The sequence below is a fragment of the Antarcticimicrobium sp. genome (assembly GCF_029212575.1).
Taxonomy (GTDB): Bacteria; Pseudomonadota; Alphaproteobacteria; order Rhodobacterales; family Rhodobacteraceae; genus Antarcticimicrobium.
Window position 1 is genome coordinate 21,497 of the sequence record NZ_JARGPK010000014.1, and the last position, 18,073, is coordinate 39,569.

18 protein-coding genes are annotated in these 18,073 nt (G+C 65.8%); all 18 read left to right on the forward strand.

The features are described 5' to 3' along the window. Positions 1-68: 68 nt before the first annotated feature. Positions 69-1,559, forward strand: coding sequence for a PAS domain-containing sensor histidine kinase (locus P1U75_RS02365; protein ID WP_300239328.1), 1,491 nt, complete (start codon positions 69-71; stop codon positions 1,557-1,559). A gap of 131 nt (positions 1,560-1,690) precedes the next feature. Then, positions 1,691-2,854 carry an isovaleryl-CoA dehydrogenase gene (locus tag P1U75_RS02370; RefSeq protein ID WP_300239331.1) on the forward strand — a complete coding sequence of 388 codons (1,164 nt, stop codon included), beginning with the start codon at positions 1,691-1,693 and terminating at the stop codon, positions 2,852-2,854. Beyond that, on the forward strand, positions 2,851-4,389 hold the full coding sequence (locus tag P1U75_RS02375; RefSeq protein ID WP_300239334.1) for an AMP-binding protein: 1,539 nt from the start codon (positions 2,851-2,853) through the stop codon (positions 4,387-4,389). The genes P1U75_RS02370 and P1U75_RS02375 overlap by 4 nt, the downstream gene beginning before the upstream one ends. Beyond that, positions 4,386-5,990, forward strand: a complete 1,605-nt coding sequence (locus P1U75_RS02380) for a carboxyl transferase domain-containing protein (protein ID WP_300239336.1) — start codon at positions 4,386-4,388, stop codon at positions 5,988-5,990. Before P1U75_RS02375 ends, P1U75_RS02380 begins: the two co-directional genes overlap by 4 nt. A 22-nt stretch (positions 5,991-6,012) precedes the next feature. Next, positions 6,013-6,987, forward strand: coding sequence for a nitronate monooxygenase (locus tag P1U75_RS02385; protein ID WP_300239339.1), 975 nt, complete (start codon positions 6,013-6,015; stop codon positions 6,985-6,987). An 81-nt stretch (positions 6,988-7,068) separates the two neighbouring features. Then, a complete protein-coding gene (locus P1U75_RS02390; protein ID WP_300239342.1) occupies positions 7,069-9,006 on the forward strand; it encodes an acetyl/propionyl/methylcrotonyl-CoA carboxylase subunit alpha in 1,938 nt (645 codons plus the stop codon). A gap of 69 nt (positions 9,007-9,075) precedes the next feature. After that, on the forward strand, positions 9,076-9,939 hold the full coding sequence (locus P1U75_RS02395) for a hydroxymethylglutaryl-CoA lyase (RefSeq protein WP_300239522.1): 864 nt from the start codon (positions 9,076-9,078) through the stop codon (positions 9,937-9,939). Between the two features lie 3 nt (positions 9,940-9,942). After that, complete coding sequence (locus tag P1U75_RS02400) at positions 9,943-10,731, forward strand: crotonase/enoyl-CoA hydratase family protein (protein WP_300239344.1); 789 nt, start codon at positions 9,943-9,945, stop codon at positions 10,729-10,731. A 305-nt stretch (positions 10,732-11,036) separates the two neighbouring features. Beyond that, a complete protein-coding gene (locus P1U75_RS02405; protein WP_300239346.1) occupies positions 11,037-11,402 on the forward strand; it encodes an NADH-quinone oxidoreductase subunit A in 366 nt (121 codons plus the stop codon). Then, on the forward strand, positions 11,393-11,926 hold the full coding sequence (locus P1U75_RS02410) for an NADH-quinone oxidoreductase subunit B family protein (RefSeq protein ID WP_300239349.1): 534 nt from the start codon (positions 11,393-11,395) through the stop codon (positions 11,924-11,926). The genes P1U75_RS02405 and P1U75_RS02410 overlap by 10 nt, the downstream gene beginning before the upstream one ends. Positions 11,927-11,951: 25 nt before the next feature. Further along, entirely contained in the window at positions 11,952-12,557 is a 606-nt protein-coding gene (locus P1U75_RS02415) for an NADH-quinone oxidoreductase subunit C (RefSeq protein WP_300239352.1), read from the forward strand. Further along, entirely contained in the window at positions 12,557-12,727 is a 171-nt protein-coding gene (locus P1U75_RS02420; RefSeq protein ID WP_300239354.1) for a hypothetical protein, read from the forward strand. Before P1U75_RS02415 ends, P1U75_RS02420 begins: the two co-directional genes overlap by 1 nt. Then, positions 12,727-13,947, forward strand: coding sequence for an NADH-quinone oxidoreductase subunit D (locus P1U75_RS02425; protein ID WP_300239356.1), 1,221 nt, complete (start codon positions 12,727-12,729; stop codon positions 13,945-13,947). Before P1U75_RS02420 ends, P1U75_RS02425 begins: the two co-directional genes overlap by 1 nt. Positions 13,948-14,035: 88 nt before the next feature. Beyond that, positions 14,036-15,199: an NADH-quinone oxidoreductase subunit E gene (locus tag P1U75_RS02430; protein WP_300239360.1), complete on the forward strand. Its 1,164-nt coding sequence runs from the start codon at positions 14,036-14,038 to the stop codon at positions 15,197-15,199. Between the two features lie 43 nt (positions 15,200-15,242). Beyond that, on the forward strand, positions 15,243-15,467 hold the full coding sequence (locus P1U75_RS02435; protein WP_300239363.1) for a DUF5337 domain-containing protein: 225 nt from the start codon (positions 15,243-15,245) through the stop codon (positions 15,465-15,467). 5 nt (positions 15,468-15,472) lie between these two features. After that, entirely contained in the window at positions 15,473-16,768 is a 1,296-nt protein-coding gene (gene nuoF / locus P1U75_RS02440) for an NADH-quinone oxidoreductase subunit NuoF (protein WP_300239365.1), read from the forward strand. A 139-nt stretch (positions 16,769-16,907) separates the two neighbouring features. Continuing rightward, positions 16,908-17,615 (forward strand): class I SAM-dependent methyltransferase, encoded by a 708-nt coding sequence (locus tag P1U75_RS02445; protein ID WP_300239368.1) that lies wholly within the window; start codon positions 16,908-16,910, stop codon positions 17,613-17,615. Then, entirely contained in the window at positions 17,615-18,016 is a 402-nt protein-coding gene (locus tag P1U75_RS02450; RefSeq protein ID WP_300239370.1) for a hypothetical protein, read from the forward strand. Before P1U75_RS02445 ends, P1U75_RS02450 begins: the two co-directional genes overlap by 1 nt. Positions 18,017-18,073 lie beyond the last annotated feature (57 nt).

Below are 18,073 nucleotides of genomic sequence, written 5' to 3' on the forward strand. Positions count from 1 at the left end.
GTAGCCAACACCAAAAACAAGAAAGCCGTTCCGCGGGACAACACGGAATGGCATTGAGGAGAGGCGATATGGCAAGAGGCACGGTCCAGGGGGACCTGGCTACTCTGTTTCCTGCAACCATCAGGCGATCCGCCGGGACTGGGGCTGGAGAAAGCTTTCTGGCATACGCGTTGGATCAGCACGCGCTGGTGAGCGTGACCAACGCCAAGGAAGAAATCGTCTATGTCAATGATCGCTTTGCTGAAATCAGTGGGTATTCCCGGTGCGAGCTGATCGGGAATACCCACCGCATCCTGCGCTCGGGCGACCAGCCCGCGGCCTTGTTCGAAGACATCTGGTCCACGATCAGGAGTGGCCTGACATGGGCCGGCGAAGTCAAGCAGGTCAAGAAAAGCGGCGAGCATTACTGGGCCAAGACGACCATTGTTCCGTTTTTCTCGCCAAGCGGTCAGCCGGAAAAATTCCTGTCCATTCACACCGACATCACCGAGGTCAAATCTGCCGAGGCGAACTTGCAGCGGCAGATGTCCTTTGACCATATCAAGGACGAGATTTACCTTTTCTGGCCAGAGACGCTCGAGGTGTTCTACACCAACCGAAGCGCGCGCATCCGGCTGCGGGCGCTGGGGAGGGCCACAACGGACCTGACGCCATGCGATCTGCTCGAAGGCCATTCGAAGCAGGAGATGCTCGCACGGCTGAACGGGCTTCTTGCCGGCGGGCGGAAGTGGCTCACGTTCGAGGCTGAACAGCGGCGCCCGGACGGGCGAACGACCCCGGCCGAAGTGACCATACAGCTCATGCGTCCACGCGACGAGAGTCCGCGTTTCCTCGCCCATGTGCGTGACATCAGCCAGCGCAAGCAGGCAGAGATCGCCAAGCAGCAGTTCGTCGCAAACGTCAGCCACGAGTTGCGGACGCCGCTCACCGCGATCAAGGGGGCCTTCGGTCTGATCAACACCAAGGCCGAGGGCGGGACCGGTGGCACGGCCGGCCGTCTTGCCGACATGGGGCTCAAGAACACCGCGCGCCTCGAATACCTGATCGAGAATCTTCTGGATGTGGAGCGGATCGCGACCGGGCGCATGACATCCAGGCTGACGCGGGTGAACCTTGACCAGGTGATCACCGAGGCGATTTCCGACGTCGCTGCCTACAAGCCGGAAAAGAACATAAGGGTCCGGTACAATCCGAAAAAGACGCCGATCTGCGTCAAAGGGGACGAGGCGGGGCTTTTCAAGGTGTTCGGGATCTTGTTAACCAACGCGGTGCGGTTTTCCGACCCCGAGAGCGAGGTCGAGGTCCGCGCGCAGCAGGACGGAGCACGGATCGCTGTTTCCGTCATCGATCAGGGCATCGGCATTTCAGAGCGGTTTCTCAAGAACATCTTCCAGCCGTTTACCCAGGCGGATCAGTCCGATACGCGCAAATCCGATGGCGCCGGCCTCGGGCTTGTGATCGCGCGGTCCATCGTCGAGGCGCACGGCGGGGCGATCAAGGTGCAAAGCGTCGAAGGGCAGGGCTCGGAGTTCTCGTTCTACCTGATCCCCTGCGTCTAGCATCCGCTTCACCGCCTGAGGGCACCGAAAAGTAAGCCACTTCGCGCGACCGGGTCATGCAATGCTTGACGCGACTCACGTCTTGCCGGTATTAAATGAACATGTGTTCATTAAACGCACCGGGAGGGGCCATGTTCAACGCAACCATGCAATTCGATCTGGGCGAAGATGTGAATGCGCTGCGCGAGATGGTGCATCGCTGGGCGCAGGAGCGGGTCAAGCCGATGGCGGCCGAAATCGACCGCAGCAATGATTTCCCCGCCGACCTGTGGACCGAAATGGGTGACTTGGGCCTTCTCGGCATCACCGTTTCCGAGGAATACGGCGGCGCCGGCATGTCCTATCTGGCCCATACCATCGCGGTCGAGGAAATCGCCCGCGCCAGCGCCTCGGTCTCGCTGTCTTACGGGGCGCATTCCAACCTTTGCGTCAACCAGATCAAGCTGAACGCCAGCGAGGAGCAGAAAAAGAAGTATCTGCCGGGGCTGATCTCGGGCGAACATGTGGGCGCGCTGGCGATGAGCGAACCCGGCGCCGGGTCCGACGTGGTGTCGATGAAACTGCGGGCGGAAAAGCGCAATGGCTACTACCTGCTGAATGGCAACAAGTACTGGATCACCAACGGCCCCGACGCCGATACGCTGGTGGTCTACGCCAAGACCGACCCGGAGGCGGGCGCCAGGGGCATCACCGCCTTCATCGTCGAAAAGACCATGAAGGGGTTCTCCACCAGCCCGCATTTCGACAAGCTGGGCATGCGCGGCTCCAACACCGCCGAGCTGATCTTTGACGATTGCGAAGTTCCGTTCGAGAACGTGCTGGGCGAAGAAGGCAAGGGCGTGCGCGTGCTGATGTCCGGGCTGGACTATGAACGCGTGGTGCTCGCGGGCATCGGCACCGGCATCATTGCCGCCTGCCTGGACGAGATCATGCCCTATCTGGCCGAGCGCAAGCAGTTCGGCCAGCCGATCGGGAATTTCCAGCTGATGCAGGGCAAGATCGCCGACATGTACACCGCGATGAACTCGGCCCGCGCCTATGTCTATGAGGTCGCCAAGGCCTGCGACAAGGGCACCGTCACCCGCCAGGATGCCGCCGCCTGCTGTCTCTATGCCTCGGAGGAGGCAATGAAGCAGGCGCATCAGGCGGTGCAGGCGATGGGCGGGGCGGGCTTCCTTTCCGATGCCGCGGTCAGCCGGATCTTCCGCGATGCCAAGCTGATGGAAATCGGTGCCGGCACCTCCGAGATTCGCCGCATGCTGATCGGGCGCGAACTCATGGGCGCGATGGGATGAGCGCGGCGCTGCCCGGTCTTGACGATGCGGGACGCTGGCAGATCCACGCGCGGCTGAACATGGCCGCGCAGGCGCTTGCGGGCGATCCGGGCCGGGTGGCGATCATCGACCTCACCGGGCCGTCGCGGCGGGACGTGACCGCAGCGGACCTTGCTGCGATGACCGATGCGCTGGCCCGCCGGCTTCTGGCCGAAGGCGTGGCGCCCGGCGACCGGGTCGGCGTGCTGCTCAGCCAGTCGCCCTGGTGTGCCGCGGCGCATCTGGCGATCTGGAAAATCGCTGCGATTTCCGTGCCCTTGTTCAAGTTCTTCAAGCATGACGCGCTGCAAAGCCGGGTCGGCGACGCCGGCGCGCGGCTGGTGCTGACCGACGCGCAGGGCGCGGCGCTGCTGGGGGATATGGCCAGGCCGCTGATGGCGGATGAGGCGGGGATCGCAGGCGGCCCGGTCCCCTTCGCCGATACCGGCCCCGTGGATCCCGCCGTGCTGATCTATACCTCCGGCACCACTGGCAGCCCTAAGGGGGCGCTGCACGGGCACCGGGTGCTCACCGGCCATCTGCCGGGGGTGGCGCTCAGCCATGACAACCTGGGCCAGCCGGGCGATTGCCTGTGGACCCCGGCCGACTGGGCCTGGATCGGCGGCCTCTTTGACGTGCTGATGCCGGGGCTGGCGCTGGGCGTGCCGGTGGTGGCCGCGCGGATGGAGAAATTCAGCCCCGAAGGTGCTGCAAAAATCATCGCGCAAGCTGCTGTCCGAAATGTGTTTTTCCCGCCCACCGCGCTGCGCATGCTGAAAGCCGCCGACCAGGGTATCCCCGGGCTGCGCTCGGTCGCCTCGGGCGGCGAACCGCTGGGCGCCGAGATGCTGGCCTGGGGGCGCCGTGCCTTCGGCCTCGGGATCAACGAGTTCTACGGCCAGACGGAATGCAACATGATCGCCACCTCCTGCGGCACCGATTTCCCGGCGCGCCCCGGCTGCATCGGCAAGCCGGTGCCGGGGCACGAGATTGCCGTTCTCGACGCGCAGGGCAACCCGACGCAGGGCGAGGGCGAGGGCGACGTCGCCGTGCGGCGCGGCTCGGCCTCGATGCTACTGGAATACTGGAACAACCCGGAGGAAACCGCGAAGAAGTTTCGTGGCGAGTGGCTGATCACCGGCGACCGCGGCATCTGGGAGGGGGATTACCTGCGCTTTGTCGGGCGCGAGGATGATGTGATCACATCGGCCGGCTACCGCATCGGCCCGGCCGAGATCGAGGGTTGCCTGATGACCCATCCGGGCGTTGCCACCGTGGGCGCGGTCGGCAAGCCCGATCCGCTGCGCACCGAGACCGTCAAGGCCTATGTGGCGCTCAAACCCGGCGCAACAGCGACCGGAAAAACCCTTCAGGACTACGTGAAGGACCGATTGGCAAGCTATTCATACCCTAGGGAAATCGCCTTTCTCGACACGCTGCCGATGACGGTGACGGGCAAGGTGATCCGCAAGGAACTCAAACGCCGCGCGACGGCGGAACAGGAGGCCGAACAATGAAGCTCGCATCCAAGATCATCCCCTCGTCCGAGGAGTTTCAGGCCAACCGCGCCGCCCATCTGGAGGCGCTGGCGGTGATCCGCGAGGCCGCCGACCTGGCCGCCGAGGGCGGCGGCGAGAGATCCCGCGCCCGCCACGTGTCGCGCGGCAAGATGCTGCCGCGCGACCGGGTCGCCAACCTGCTAGACCCCGGCAGCCCGTTCCTGGAAATCGGCGCCACCGCCGCCCACGACATGTACGATGGCGCCGCCCCCTGCGCCGGGGTCATCGCGGGAATCGGCCGGGTGCACGGGCAGGAGGTCATGGTGGTCTGCAACGACGCCACCGTGAAGGGCGGCACCTATTTCCCGATGACGGTAAAGAAACACCTGCGCGCGCAGGAGATCGCCGCCGAATGCGCCCTGCCTTGCGTCTATCTGGTGGACAGTGGCGGCGCCAACCTGCCGCAACAGGACGAGGTGTTCCCCGACCGCGACCATTTCGGTCGCATCTTCTACAACCAGGCCAACATGTCGGCGCGCGGCATTCCGCAGATCGCCGTGGTGATGGGGTCCTGTACCGCCGGCGGCGCCTATGTGCCGGCGATGTCGGACGTGACCATCATTGTCAGGGATCAGGGCACGATCTTTCTCGCCGGTCCGCCGCTGGTCAAGGCGGCAACGGGCGAGGTGGTCAGCGCCGAGGATCTGGGCGGCGGCGACGTGCATACGCGCCTGTCCGGGGTGGCCGATTACCTGGCCGAGGATGACGCCCACGCGCTGGCGCTGGCGCGCCGCGCGGTCAGCCATCTGAACCGCGCCAAGCCGCAGACGGTGCAGTGGCAATCCCCCGAGGAGCCGGCCTATGACCCCGACGAGATCCTCGGCGCGGTGCCCGCCGGTCTGCGCACCCCCTATGACATCCGCGAGGTGATCGCGCGGGTGGTTGACGGGTCGCGCTTTGACGAGTTCAAGCCGCGTTTCGGCGAAACCCTCGTCACCGGCTTTGCCCATCTCAAGGGGTGTCCGGTGGGGATCATCGCCAACAACGGCGTGCTGTTCTCGGAGGCGGCGCAAAAGGGCGCGCATTTCGTCGAACTTTGCAGCCAGCGTCATATCCCGCTGCTCTTCCTGCAGAACATCACCGGCTTCATGGTCGGGCGCAAGTATGAGAACGAGGGGATCGCGCGCCACGGGGCCAAGCTGGTCACCGCCGTCGCCACCACCAATGTGCCCAAGATCACCATGCTGTTGGGCGGCAGCTTCGGCGCCGGCAACTATGGCATGGCCGGACGCGCCTATCAGCCGCGGTTCCTCTGGACCTGGCCCAATTCCCGCATCAGCGTGATGGGCGGCGAACAGGCCGCCGGCGTGCTGGCCACCGTTAAGCGCGACGGCATCGAACGTACCGGCGGCAGCTGGTCGGAGGAGGAAGAGGCCGAGTTCAAGCGCCCCACGCTGGAGATGTTCGAGCGCCAGTCGCATCCGCTCTACGCCGCCGCGCGGCTCTGGGACGATGGCGTGATCGACCCGCGCAAGACCCGCGACGTGCTGGCCCTGTCGCTCAGCGCCGCGCTCAACGCCCCGATCGACGACACCCGCTTCGGCGTGTTCCGGATGTGAGCGCAGGGCAGGGAGAGACGCCATGATCGAAACCCGACTGACAAAACGCTTCGGCATCGACGCCCCGGTGCTCTGCGCGCCGATGGCGCTGGCCACCGGCGGGCGGCTGGCGGCGGCGGTCACGCGCGCGGGTGGGCTTGGCCTGATCGGCGGCGGCTATTGCGATGCGGACTGGATCGCGCGGGAGTTTGCTGCGGCGGGCAACACCGCCGTCGGCTGCGGTTTCATCACTTGGAAGCTGGCGGAAACGCCGGGTCTGCTCGACGACGTTTTGATGCGCCAGCCTGCGGCGATCTTCCTCTCCTTCGGCGATCCGGCGCCCTTTGCCCCAGCAATCCGGGCGGCGGGCGTGCCGCTGATCTGTCAGGTGCAGACCCTGGCGGACGCCAAGCTGGCCGCCGGGACAGGGGCCGATGTCATCGTCGCCCAGGGCGCTGAGGCGGGCGGGCATGGTGAGAAACGCGCCACCCTGACGCTGGTGCCCGAGGTGGCCGACTGGCTTGCCGCACATGCGCCCGAGACCTTGCTGGTCGCCGCCGGAGGCATCGCCGACGGGCGCGGGCTGGCCGCCGCCTTGATGCTGGGCGCAGATGGCGTTCTGGTCGGTTCCCGCTTCTGGGCCAGCGCGGAATCGCTGACCGCGCCGGGCATGACCGACGCCGCCATCGCCGCCAGTGGCGACGACACCATCCGCAGCACGGTGATGGACGCGGCGCGCGGGCTGACCTGGCCCGGCCGCTTCACCGCGCGGGTGCTGAAGAACCCGGTCACCGACCGCTGGCACGATGACCCGACGGGGGTGGCGGCCCATGCCGAGGAAATCGCCGCCGACTGGAAGGCGGGTTGGGAGGCCGGCGATCCGGCGCGCGCCAATACCTTCGTCGGCGAGGCCGCCGGCCTGATCCGCGATCGACCGCCCGCGTCGGAGATCCTGACCGGGATGGTTGCCGAGGCCGAGGCCCTGCTCGGCGGCGGCTGGAACCGGAGCCGGGCATGAGGCCTGTTTTACCCGTTAACTCATTTTCGATTTCGCCGGGCAGGATCGTGCCCCGTTCCGCCGCAGATGAAAGGACCTGACATGTTCACCAAGATCCTGATCGCCAACCGCGGCGAGATCGCAGTTCGCGTGATCGAAAGCGCCCGCGCCCTGGGGGTGAAAACCGTGGCCGTCTACTCCGACGCCGATGCGGGGGCCAAACATGTACAATTGGCCGACCAAAGCGTACATATCGGCGGCTCGGCCCCGGCCGACAGCTACCTGCGTGGCGAGGTGATCATCCGGGCCGCGCGGGACACCGGCGCCCAGGCGATCCACCCCGGCTATGGCTTTCTGTCCGAGAACCCCGATTTTGTCGAGGCGGTCGAGGCCGCCGGTCTGACCTTCATCGGCCCCTCTGCCGACGCGATCCGCGCGATGGGTCTGAAGGACGCGGCCAAGAAACTGATGGAAGAAGCGGGGGTGCCCGTGGTGCCGGGCTATCACGGGAAAAACCAGGACCCCGAGCATCTCTCGGGCGCGGCCGACACCATCGGTTACCCGGTGCTGATCAAGGCCGTCGCGGGCGGTGGTGGCAAGGGTATGCGCAAGGTCACCCGCCCTGAGGATTTCGCATCTGCGCTGGACAGCGCGCGCGGCGAGGCGCGCACCGCCTTCGGCAACGACGCGGTGCTGATCGAGAAATACGTGGAAAAACCGCGCCATATCGAGGTTCAGGTCTTTGGCGACGGCACCGACGCGGTGCACCTGTTCGAGCGCGACTGCTCGCTGCAGCGCCGCCACCAGAAGGTGATCGAGGAGGCCCCGGCCCCCGGCATGACGCAAGAGATGCGCGAGGCGATGGGCGATGCGGCGGTGCGCGCGGCGCGGACCATCGGCTACAAGGGCGCGGGCACCATCGAGTTCATCGTCGACGGCTCCGATGGGCTGCGCCCTGACCGGTTCTGGTTCATGGAGATGAACACGCGGCTGCAGGTCGAGCACCCGGTGACCGAGGCGATCACCGGCATCGACCTTGTCGAATGGCAACTCCGCGTTGCCGCCGGGGAGCCCTTGCCGCTACGGCAGGAGGAGATCACACTGTCGGGCCACGCTTTTGAATCGCGGCTCTATGCCGAGGATGTGCCCAAGGGCTTTCTGCCCGCCACCGGCACGCTCACGCACCTGGAGTTCCCGGCCGCTGCGCGGATCGACAGCGGCGTGCGCAGCGGCGACACCATCAGCCCGTTCTACGACCCGATGATTGCAAAGGTCATTACCTACGGCCCGACCCGGCAGATCGCCCTGGCCCGGATGACCCGGGCGCTCGAAGGCAGCCAGGTGGCGGGATCGGTCACCAACCTGTCCTTCCTCGCCGCGCTGACCCGCCATACGGGGTTTGCCGCGGGCGATGTCGATACCGGGCTGATCGAGCGGGATCTGGAGACCCTGGTGGAGGCCGCGGCCCCTTCGGCCCGGATCGTGGCACAGGCCGCGCTGGCCGCCGCCGGGCTGATGCAGGCGGATGCGACCGCCGGCTTTACCCTGTGGGCGCCCTTGGCGCGCAGCATCTACCTGGTGCACGACGGCGAGGAGATTCGCGCGGTGATCCGGGTTTCGGGTGCCGAGAGCGCCGAGATCGAGATCGGGGATGAGACCGTGGCAGCCCGACGCGAAGCGCGCGGCTGGACCTTCGGCGGGCGGCGCGCCGCGCCCGCGAGCCGCAGCGGCAGCACCCTGACCCTGTTCGACGGCCCCGGTTTTGCCTTCACGATCCTCAACGCGCTGGACCGCGTGCAGGAGGCGGGTGGCAGTGGCAACCTGATCGAGGCGCCGATGCCGGGGCTGGTCAAGGCGGTCTTCGTGGCGGCGGGGCAGGCGGTGAACGAAGGCGAGAAGCTGGCGGTGCTCGAGGCGATGAAGATGGAGCATACCCTGACCGCGGCGCGCGACGGCACCGTGGCCGAGGTCCTGGCCGAGGCCGGCGCGCAAGTCGAGGCCGGGGCGCCGCTGGTTCGGCTGGAGGAGCAAGAAGGCTGAGCGGCGGGCCTGTGGCGGGGTCCGGCCATTGAGGATTTGGAAAGAGAAGAAGCGGGGAAAGGGAGCATGATGGGCGAACGGGTAGAGATCTTCGAGGTCGGTCCGCGCGACGGGCTGCAGAACGAGAAACGCGCGATTCCGGTCTCCGAAAAGGTGGCGCTGGTCGATTGCCTCAGCCGGGCCGGATTCGCCCGCATCGAATGCGCCAGTTTCGTCAGCCCCAAATGGGTGCCGCAGATGGCCGGCAGCGCCGAGGTGCTGGCCGGCATCGCCCGCGCCCCCGGCGTGCGCTATGCGGCGCTGACGCCGAACATGCGCGGGTTCCAGGATGCGGTCGCGGCCGGGGCCGACGAGGTGGCGGTCTTCGCCGCCGCCTCCGAGGGGTTTTCCAAGGCCAATATCAACGCCACCATCGCCGAGAGCATCGCGCGGTTCGAGCCGATCATGGCGGCGGCGCGCGAGATCGGCCTGCCGGTGCGCGGCTATATCTCCTGCGTGACCGATTGCCCCTTTGACGGTCCGACCGCGCCGGGGCAGGTGGCCGAGGTGGCCCGGACGCTGTTCGACATGGGCTGCTACGAGATTTCGCTGGGCGATACCATCGGGCAGGGCACGCCGGAGAGCATGACGGCGATGCTTCGTGCGGTCACGGGCGAGGTGCCGGCGGGAAAGCTGGCCGGCCACTATCACGATACCGCCGGTCGGGCGCTGGAGAATATCGACGCCTCGCTGGCGCTGGGCGTTCGGGTGTTCGACGCCGCCGTCGGTGGCCTGGGGGGCTGCCCCTATGCGCCGGGGGCGGCGGGAAACGTGGCGACCGAGGCGGTGCAGGCGCATCTGGAGCGGTCGGGCTATCAAACCGGGCTGGATGCGGCGGTGATCGCCGAAGCGGCGGAAATGGCGCGGGCGATGCGCGCGGGTGAGGGGAGCTGAGACATGTTGGACACCATCACCATCGAAACCGATGCGCGCGGCGTCGCGACGCTGACGCTGAACCGGCCGGACAAGCACAACGCGATGTCGGCGACGATGATCGCCGATCTGGCGCAGGCGGCGCAGAAACTGGCGGCCGATGCGACGGTGCGGGCGGTGATCCTGACCGGCGCGGGCAAGAGCTTTTGCGCCGGGGGCGATCTGGGCTGGATGCAGGACCAGATGGCCGCCGATCCCGAAACCCGATTCATCGAGGCGCGCAAGCTGGCTTTGGCGCTGCAGGCGCTCAACACCCTGCCCAAGCCGCTGATCGGCGCGCTGCAGGGCAATGCCTTTGGCGGCGGGGTCGGGCTGGCCTCGGTCTGTGACGTGACGCTGGGGGCGGATCACCTGAAGATGGGGCTGACCGAGACCCGGCTGGGGCTGATCCCGGCGACGATCGGGCCCTATGTGATCGCCCGAATGGGCGAGGCGCGGGCGCGCCGGGTGTTCATGTCGGCGCGGCTTTTCGATGCCGGTGAGGCGGTGGAACTGGGCCTCTTGGCGCGCGCGGTGCCGGCCGACGAGCTTGCCGAGGCCGCCGAGGCCGAGGTCGCCCCCTATCTCGCCTGCGCGCCGGGGGCGGTGGCCGCGGCAAAACGGCTCACGCGGGAGCTGGGGCCCCGTATCGACGAGGCGGTGATCGACCATACCATCCGCGCCCTGGTGGACCGCTGGGAGGGCGAAGAGGCCCGCGAGGGAATCGCCGCCTTCTTCGACAAGCGCAAACCGGGGTGGGCCTTCGGCGGCTGAGCCGGGTTGCAGAGGGGGGGAAAGGGACTCACTCTGCCCGGTCTTTGCGGTCGATGGCGCGAAACCCGGCATACGGTTGCATGCGGGCGCGCCCGCCGCGATTGCGCCGCATCGCGGCACGCCGGAGAGGGCCGCGGAAAAGCTGAACATATTCAGCAATTTGAACACTTACTGTCCCACCACAAGAACAGGCCGCGAATGCGCCCCGCTCGGTTGACGCTCCGGACCGGCGAGAGTAGAGAAGCGGCAGGTCAACATGCCAATTGACGGCGCGTCTCGATCAACGCGCGGGAAAGGAGCCACTCGTGGAAGAGCTGTTGCGGGAATATCTCCCGATTCTGGTGTTTCTGGCGGTCGCTGTCGGTCTCGGGGTGGTTCTGATCCTCGCCGCTGTCATCCTTGCCGTGCGCAACCCGGATCCGGAAAAGGTCAGCGCCTACGAATGCGGCTTCAACGCCTTTGACGACGCCCGGATGAAGTTCGATGTCCGGTTCTACCTTGTGTCGATCCTGTTCATCATCTTCGATCTGGAGATCGCGATGCTGTTTCCCTGGGCGGTCGGCTTCAAAAATCTGAGCGATCTGGGCTTCTGGTCGATGATGGTGTTCCTGGGCGTTCTGACCATCGGTTTTGCTTACGAATGGAAGAAGGGGGCGCTGGAATGGGAGTGATGGCCGGAGCCAACACCGCCGGGGCCGACAAGGAGGTCGCGACCCAGGTGCTGAACCGCGAGTTGCAGGACAAGGGGTTCCTGCTGACCTCGACCGAGGACATCATCAACTGGGCGCGGACCGGATCGCTGCACTGGATGACCTTTGGCCTGGCCTGCTGCGCGGTCGAGATGATGCATACATCCATGCCGCGCTACGACGCCGAGCGGTTCGGAATCGCGCCACGCGCCTCTCCGCGCCAGTCCGATCTGATGATCGTCGCCGGCACGCTGACCAACAAGATGGCGCCGGCGCTACGCAAGGTCTACGACCAGATGCCCGAGCCGCGTTACGTGCTCTCGATGGGGTCCTGCGCCAACGGCGGCGGCTATTATCACTACAGCTATTCGGTGGTGCGCGGCTGTGACCGCATCGTGCCGGTCGATGTCTATGTGCCCGGCTGCCCGCCGACCGCCGAGGCGTTGCTGTACGGGTTGATGCAGCTGCAACGCAAGATCCGCCGCACCGGAACGATCGTGCGCTGACCCGCGCGAGGATGGAGAGAGCACGATGAGCGAAGCACTGAACGAGCTGGGCGCGCATATCGAGATCAAGCGCGCCGATTGCGTCCTGGGCTGGGATGTCAGCCACGGCGAGCTGAACGTGGACGTGGCCCCGGCCAACCTTTTGGGGTTCGTGGAATTTCTCAAGGCCGATGCAACCTGCAAATTCTCGACGCTGGTGGACATCACCGCAGTGGACTATCCGGATCGGCCGAAACGGTTCGACGTGGTCTATCACCTGCTGTCGATGTACCAGAACCAGCGCATCCGCCTGCGGGTGTCGATCCGTGAAGAGGACATGGTGCCCTCGATCATCGGCATCCACCCCAGCGCCAACTGGTTCGAGCGCGAGGTGTTCGACATGTTCGGCATCCTGTTCTCGGGCCATCCGGACCTGCGCCGCATCCTGACCGACTACGGCTTCCGCGGCTATCCGCTGCGCAAGGATTTCCCGACCACCGGCTATACCGAGGTGCGGTACGACGAGGCGGAAAAACGTGTCGTCTACGAGCCGGTCAGCCTGGTCCAGGAATACCGCCAGTTCGATTTCATGAGCCCCTGGGAAGGCGCGGAGTACATCCTGCCGGGGGATGAGAAGCCGGAGGCCAAGTGATGGAATTCCTGTTCTGGGCGATCTTCGCGGTCACGGCGATCCCGATGCTGAAACTGCTGCCGCATTTCGGCATTCACAAGTACTGGGCGCTGGCCTGTGTCATCCCGATCGCCGTGCCGATCCTGGCCTGGGTCATGGCGGTGAAACTGCAAGAGCTGGAGAAACTCTGATGGACGGCTCCAAAGGCTTTGACGATGCCCTGACCGGCGAACAGAAGATTCGCAATTTCAACATTAACTTCGGGCCACAGCACCCGGCGGCGCATGGGGTGCTGCGGCTGGTGCTGGAGCTGGACGGCGAGATCGTCGAGCGTTGCGATCCGCATATCGGGCTGCTGCACCGCGGCACCGAGAAGCTGATGGAAAGCCGCACCTACCTGCAGAACCTGCCCTATTTCGACCGTCTCGATTATGTCGCGCCGATGAATCAGGAACACGCCTGGTGCCTGGCCATCGAGAAGCTGACGGGAACCCAGGTGCCGCGCCGCGCCTCGCTGATCCGGGTGCTATACTCCGAGATCGGACGGGTGCTGAACCACCTGCTGAACGTGACCACGCAGGCCATGGACGTGGGCGCGCTGACCCCGCCGCTCTGGGGGTTCGAAGAGCGCGAGAAGCTGATGATCTTCTACGAGCGGGCCTGCGGCGCGCGTCTGCACGCGGCCTATTTCCGGCCCGGCGGCGTGCATCAGGATCTGCCGCCGGACCTGCTGGACGATATCGAGGCCTGGAGCCATGATTTCCCCCGGGTGATGGCCGATATCGACGGGCTGCTGACCGAGAACCGCATCTTCAAGCAGCGCAACGCCGACATCGGCGTAGTGACCGAGGAAGACATCCAGGAATACGGCTTTTCCGGCGTGATGGTGCGCGGCTCGGGCCTGGCCTGGGACCTGCGCCGTGCGCAGCCCTACGAATGCTATGACGAGTTCGAGTTCCAGATCCCTGTCGGCAAGAACGGCGATTGCTACGACCGCTACCTCGTGCGGATGGAAGAGATGCGCCAGTCGGTCTCGATCATCCAGCAGGCGATCGAAAAGCTGCGCGCGCCCGAGGGGCAGGGCGAGGTTCTGGCCCGCGGCAAGATCACCCCGCCAAAGCGCAGCGACATGAAAACCTCGATGGAAAGCCTGATCCATCACTTCAAGCTCTATACCGAGGGCTTCCACGTGCCGGCGGGCGAGGTTTACGCCGCCGTCGAGGCGCCCAAGGGCGAATTCGGCGTCTACCTGGTCGCCGATGGCACCAACAAACCCTATCGCGCCAAGCTGCGCGCGCCGGGCTATCTGCATCTGCAGGCGATGGACCATGTCGCCAAGGGGCACCAGCTGGCCGACGTGGCCGCGATCATCGGCTCGCTCGATATCGTGTTCGGCGAGGTGGACCGGTGATGATCCGCATGCACTCGCTTCTTCTTCTTTGCAGAAATACTCCTGCCGGAGGCTTCCTCCGCTGCGGCCCTCACAGGGGGACAGAATAATGCTTCGCCGTCTCTACCACGAACAGCCTGACAGCTTCGATTTCACGCCCGCCAACCGGGCCTGGGCCGAGGCGCAGATCACCAAGTATCCCGAGGGTCGTCAGGCCAGCGCCATCATTCCGCTGCTGTGGCGCGCGCAGGAACAGGAGGGCTGGCTGACCCGTCCGGCGATCGAGCATGTCGCCGACATGCTCGGCATGGCACATATCCGCGCGCTCGAGGTTGCCTCGTTCTACTTCATGTTCCAGTTGCAGCCGGTGGGCTCGGTCGCCAATATCCAGATCTGCGGCACCACCACCTGCATGATCTGCGGCGCGGGCGAGCTGATCGCGGTCTGCCGCGACAAGATTGCGCCGAAGCCGCACATGCTCAGCGCCGATGGCAAGTTCTCCTGGGAAGAGGTCGAATGTCTGGGCGCCTGCGCCAACGCGCCGATGGCCCAGATCGGCAAGGATTATTACGAGGATCTGACCGCCGAACGGTTCGCCGGGATCCTCGACGATCTGGCCGCCGGCAAGGTGCCGGTGCCGGGCCCGCAGAACGGGCGCTACGCGTCGGAGCCGGCCGCCGGGCTGACCACGCTCAAGGATTTCGAAAGCGGTCGCACCCAGTACAATGCCAGCGTCGCCCGCGCGGTCGAGCTGGGCGACACCGTCAAGCGCATCGACGGCACCGAGGTGCCGATCCTGACGCCATGGGTGCGCGACGCCGCGCCGGGCGCGCCTGCGGATGAAATGGCCACGGATACCGACGACCGCTCCGAGGGGCGACCAGTGGATGCAACCGGCGTCTCCAAGCAGGCCGCCCCGGTCAAGCCGGTGGCCGAGCCTGCGCCCGTGCCGGAGAAATCCGCCGAGACCGAAGGCGAGGTCACCGAGGCCGCGCCGGAAACCCTGACCGGCCCGCGCGAGGGTGGCGCGGACGATCTGAAGATGCTCAAGGGTGTCGGGCCGAAACTGGAGAAAACCTTGAACGAGTTGGGCTTTTTCCACTTCGACCAGATCGCCGCCTGGGGGCCTGCCGAGGTGGCCTGGGTCGATAACCGGCTGACCTTCAAGGGTCGTATCCTGCGCGACGGCTGGATCGCGCAGGCCAGGCAGCTTGCCGCGGGCGAGGAAACCGAATTCGCCAAGCGCGCGAAGAAAGACAAACTGTACGATTGACCGCCGCCCGCGCGCCGCGCGGGGGCAGGAGTGACGGAAGACGATGAGCGACGAGCGTGACAAGGCCATGGCCCGAAAGGGGCGGATCACCGGGGTGGTGATCGCCGCGGCTGCGCTGTTGTCGCTGCTTGCGCCCTGGATCGTGCATCAGTTGGGTCTGCCGATCCGCTACGAGATGCTGATCTATCTCGGCGCCATCGCGGCCTTTCTCTGGGCCTTCGTCAACATCTATCAACTCTGGCGCATGCGCCAGGACAGCCAAGGGTAGCTCTCATGCTCAAGGACCAGGACCGGATCTTTACCAACCTCTACGGGATGCATGACCGCTCGCTCAAGGGCGCGATGGCCCGTGGCCACTGGGACGGAACCGCCGGCATCATCGGCAACGGCCGCGACTGGATCATTCAGCAGATGAAGGACAGCGGGCTGCGCGGACGCGGCGGCGCGGGCTTTCCCACCGGGCTGAAATGGTCCTTCATGCCGAAGGAGAGCGACGGTCGCCCGGCCTATCTGGTGATCAACGCCGACGAATCCGAGCCCGCGACCTGCAAGGACCGCGAGATCATGCGCCACGATCCGCATACGCTGATCGAGGGCGCGCTGATCGCCAGCTTCGCGATGGGCGCGCACGCTGCCTATATCTATATTCGCGGCGAATACATCCGCGAGCGCGAGGCGCTGCAGGCCGCCATCGACGAGGCCTATGACGCCGGACTTCTGGGCCGGAACGCGGCCAAGTCGGGCTGGGACTTTGACCTGTACCTGCATCACGGTGCCGGTGCCTATATCTGCGGTGAGGAAACCGCGCTGCTGGAAAGCCTCGAGGGCAAGAAGGGGATGCCGCGGATGAAGCCGCCATTCCCGGCCGGTGCCGGCCTTTATGGCTGCCCGACCACGGTGAACAACGTGGAATCCATCGCGGTGGCGCCGACCATCCTGCGGCGCGGGCCGGAGTGGTTTTCCTCCTTCGGGCGGCCCAACAACCACGGCACCAAGCTGATGGCGCTGACCGGCCATGTGAACACGCCCTGCGTCTTCGAAGAGGCGATGTCGATGCCGGTGCGCGAGATCATCGAAAAGCACGGCGGCGGCATTCGCGGCGGCTGGGACAACCTCAAGGCCATCATCCCCGGCGGCGCCTCCTGCCCGGTGCTGCCCAAGGACGCGCTGGAAGACGCGATCATGGACTTTGACTGGATGCGCGAGAACAAGAGTTCCTTCGGCACCGGCTGCATGATCGTGATGGATCAGAACACCGACGTGGTGAAGGCGGTCTGGCGGCTGTCGAAATTCTTCAAGCATGAAAGCTGTGGCCAGTGTACGCCGTGCCGCGAGGGCACCGGCTGGATGATGCGGGTGATGGACCGTCTCGTGACCGGCGACGCCGAGGTCGAGGAGATCGACATGCTGCTCTCGGTCACCAAGCAGGTCGAGGGCCACACCATCTGCGCGCTGGGCGATGCGGCGGCCTGGCCGATCCAGGGCCTGATCCGGCACTTCCGCGAGGAGATCGAGGATCGCATCAAGGCCAAGAAATCCGGGCGCATGGGCGCTATGGCGGCCGAGTGACCGGCCCGGACGAAGGACAGGAAACACAGATGACCACGCGCACCCACATCGCCCAAACAGGCACCGGCGGCCTCGGCGCCGGAACCGGACGGCGGTGGTCCCGGTTCGGGCGGGCATCCCTTGCGCGGAGGGCAGCGGCATGAGGCGCCTGAGGTTCGAAGAAGGCGCCGACGTGGCGCAGGATATCCGCGACAAATACGCGTTCGACGGTGATCTGCTGGCGTTGTTTTCCGAGAACAAGGGCGAGGTGGTGCACAAATGGCACCACTACATCCCGATCTATGACCGCTATTTTTCGCAGTTCCGGGGCGGCAAGGTCCGGTTTCTTGAAATCGGCGTGAACAAGGGCGGATCGCTGCAGATGTGGCGCAGCTACTTCGGCCAGGATGCCACGGTGTTCGGGATCGACATCAATCCCGATTGCGCGAAGTTCGACGGTGAGGCCGGGCAGGTGCGCATCGGCAGTCAGGCCGATCCGGAGTTCCTGAACAAGGTGGTGGACGAGATGGGCGGCGTCGATGTGGTGCTGGACGACGGCAGCCACAAGATGGAACATGTCCGCGCCTCGCTCGAGATCCTGTTTCCGCGGCTGGCCGAGAATGGCATCTACATGATCGAGGATCTCCACACCGCCTATTTCCCGAAGTACGGCGGCGGCTATCGCAGCGGCGACAATTTCTTTCGTTACGTCCGGGAACTGATCGATGACATGCACCGCTGGTACCATCGAAAGGGCCTGCGCCATCCGGACCTGGGCGGGCAGGTTTCTGGCCTGCACATCCACGACTCGATCACGGTGATCGAAAAGCAGCCGGTGCACCGGCCAACGCATTCGCGGGTGGGCTGATGAAACATAAGATGATCCTGTCCCGCCTCGCCTCGACCGCACCGAAATCCGCCCGCCGTGGTGTGATTGCCGGGCTGACGGCTGTCTCCTGTCTGCTTTTGCTTGGCGGCTGCAACGCCGACAAGGACAAGCGGATCCTGTTCGACGGCCACCACTTCCGCACCAAGGCCAAGCTGACCGACCGCAAGGTTTCGGCCGCCGATTTCGGCGTCGAGGTCAAGAAGGCCACGCAATCCCTGGACGGTGCACGGGCCGCCGGGGAATACGCCGGAACGCGCTTTTGCATCGCCAACTTCGGCTCGTCGCGCATCGACTGGGCCATCGGCCCGGAAACCGATCCCGGTGAGTTGGTGATCGAGGGCGATACGCTGACTTTCCGCGGGACCTGTCTGAAACCATGAGCATGCAGGCGGCATATCCCCGCCTGCCCGGGTGGCCGTTATTGCATAACGGTGCCC

Excerpts from the sequence above, each read along its gene's own strand:
- P1U75_RS02365 (WP_300239328.1), top strand. The coding sequence starts at position 69 with ATGGCAAGAGGCACGGTCCAGGGGGACCTGGCTACTCTGTTTCCTGCA.
- P1U75_RS02370 (WP_300239331.1), top strand. The coding sequence starts at position 1,691 with ATGTTCAACGCAACCATGCAATTCGATCTGGGCGAAGATGTGAATGCG.
- P1U75_RS02375 (WP_300239334.1), top strand. The coding sequence starts at position 2,851 with ATGAGCGCGGCGCTGCCCGGTCTTGACGATGCGGGACGCTGGCAGATC.
- P1U75_RS02380 (WP_300239336.1), top strand. The coding sequence starts at position 4,386 with ATGAAGCTCGCATCCAAGATCATCCCCTCGTCCGAGGAGTTTCAGGCC.
- P1U75_RS02385 (WP_300239339.1), top strand. The coding sequence starts at position 6,013 with ATGATCGAAACCCGACTGACAAAACGCTTCGGCATCGACGCCCCGGTG.
- P1U75_RS02390 (WP_300239342.1), top strand. The coding sequence starts at position 7,069 with ATGTTCACCAAGATCCTGATCGCCAACCGCGGCGAGATCGCAGTTCGC.
- P1U75_RS02395 (WP_300239522.1), top strand. The coding sequence starts at position 9,076 with ATGGGCGAACGGGTAGAGATCTTCGAGGTCGGTCCGCGCGACGGGCTG.
- P1U75_RS02400 (WP_300239344.1), top strand. The coding sequence starts at position 9,943 with ATGTTGGACACCATCACCATCGAAACCGATGCGCGCGGCGTCGCGACG.
- P1U75_RS02410 (WP_300239349.1), top strand. The coding sequence starts at position 11,393 with ATGGGAGTGATGGCCGGAGCCAACACCGCCGGGGCCGACAAGGAGGTC.
- P1U75_RS02415 (WP_300239352.1), top strand. The coding sequence starts at position 11,952 with ATGAGCGAAGCACTGAACGAGCTGGGCGCGCATATCGAGATCAAGCGC.
- P1U75_RS02420 (WP_300239354.1), top strand. The coding sequence starts at position 12,557 with ATGGAATTCCTGTTCTGGGCGATCTTCGCGGTCACGGCGATCCCGATG.
- P1U75_RS02425 (WP_300239356.1), top strand. The coding sequence starts at position 12,727 with ATGGACGGCTCCAAAGGCTTTGACGATGCCCTGACCGGCGAACAGAAG.
- P1U75_RS02430 (WP_300239360.1), top strand. The coding sequence starts at position 14,036 with ATGCTTCGCCGTCTCTACCACGAACAGCCTGACAGCTTCGATTTCACG.
- P1U75_RS02435 (WP_300239363.1), top strand. The coding sequence starts at position 15,243 with ATGAGCGACGAGCGTGACAAGGCCATGGCCCGAAAGGGGCGGATCACC.
- nuoF (WP_300239365.1), top strand. The coding sequence starts at position 15,473 with ATGCTCAAGGACCAGGACCGGATCTTTACCAACCTCTACGGGATGCAT.
- P1U75_RS02445 (WP_300239368.1), top strand. The coding sequence starts at position 16,908 with ATGAGGCGCCTGAGGTTCGAAGAAGGCGCCGACGTGGCGCAGGATATC.
- P1U75_RS02450 (WP_300239370.1), top strand. The coding sequence starts at position 17,615 with ATGAAACATAAGATGATCCTGTCCCGCCTCGCCTCGACCGCACCGAAA.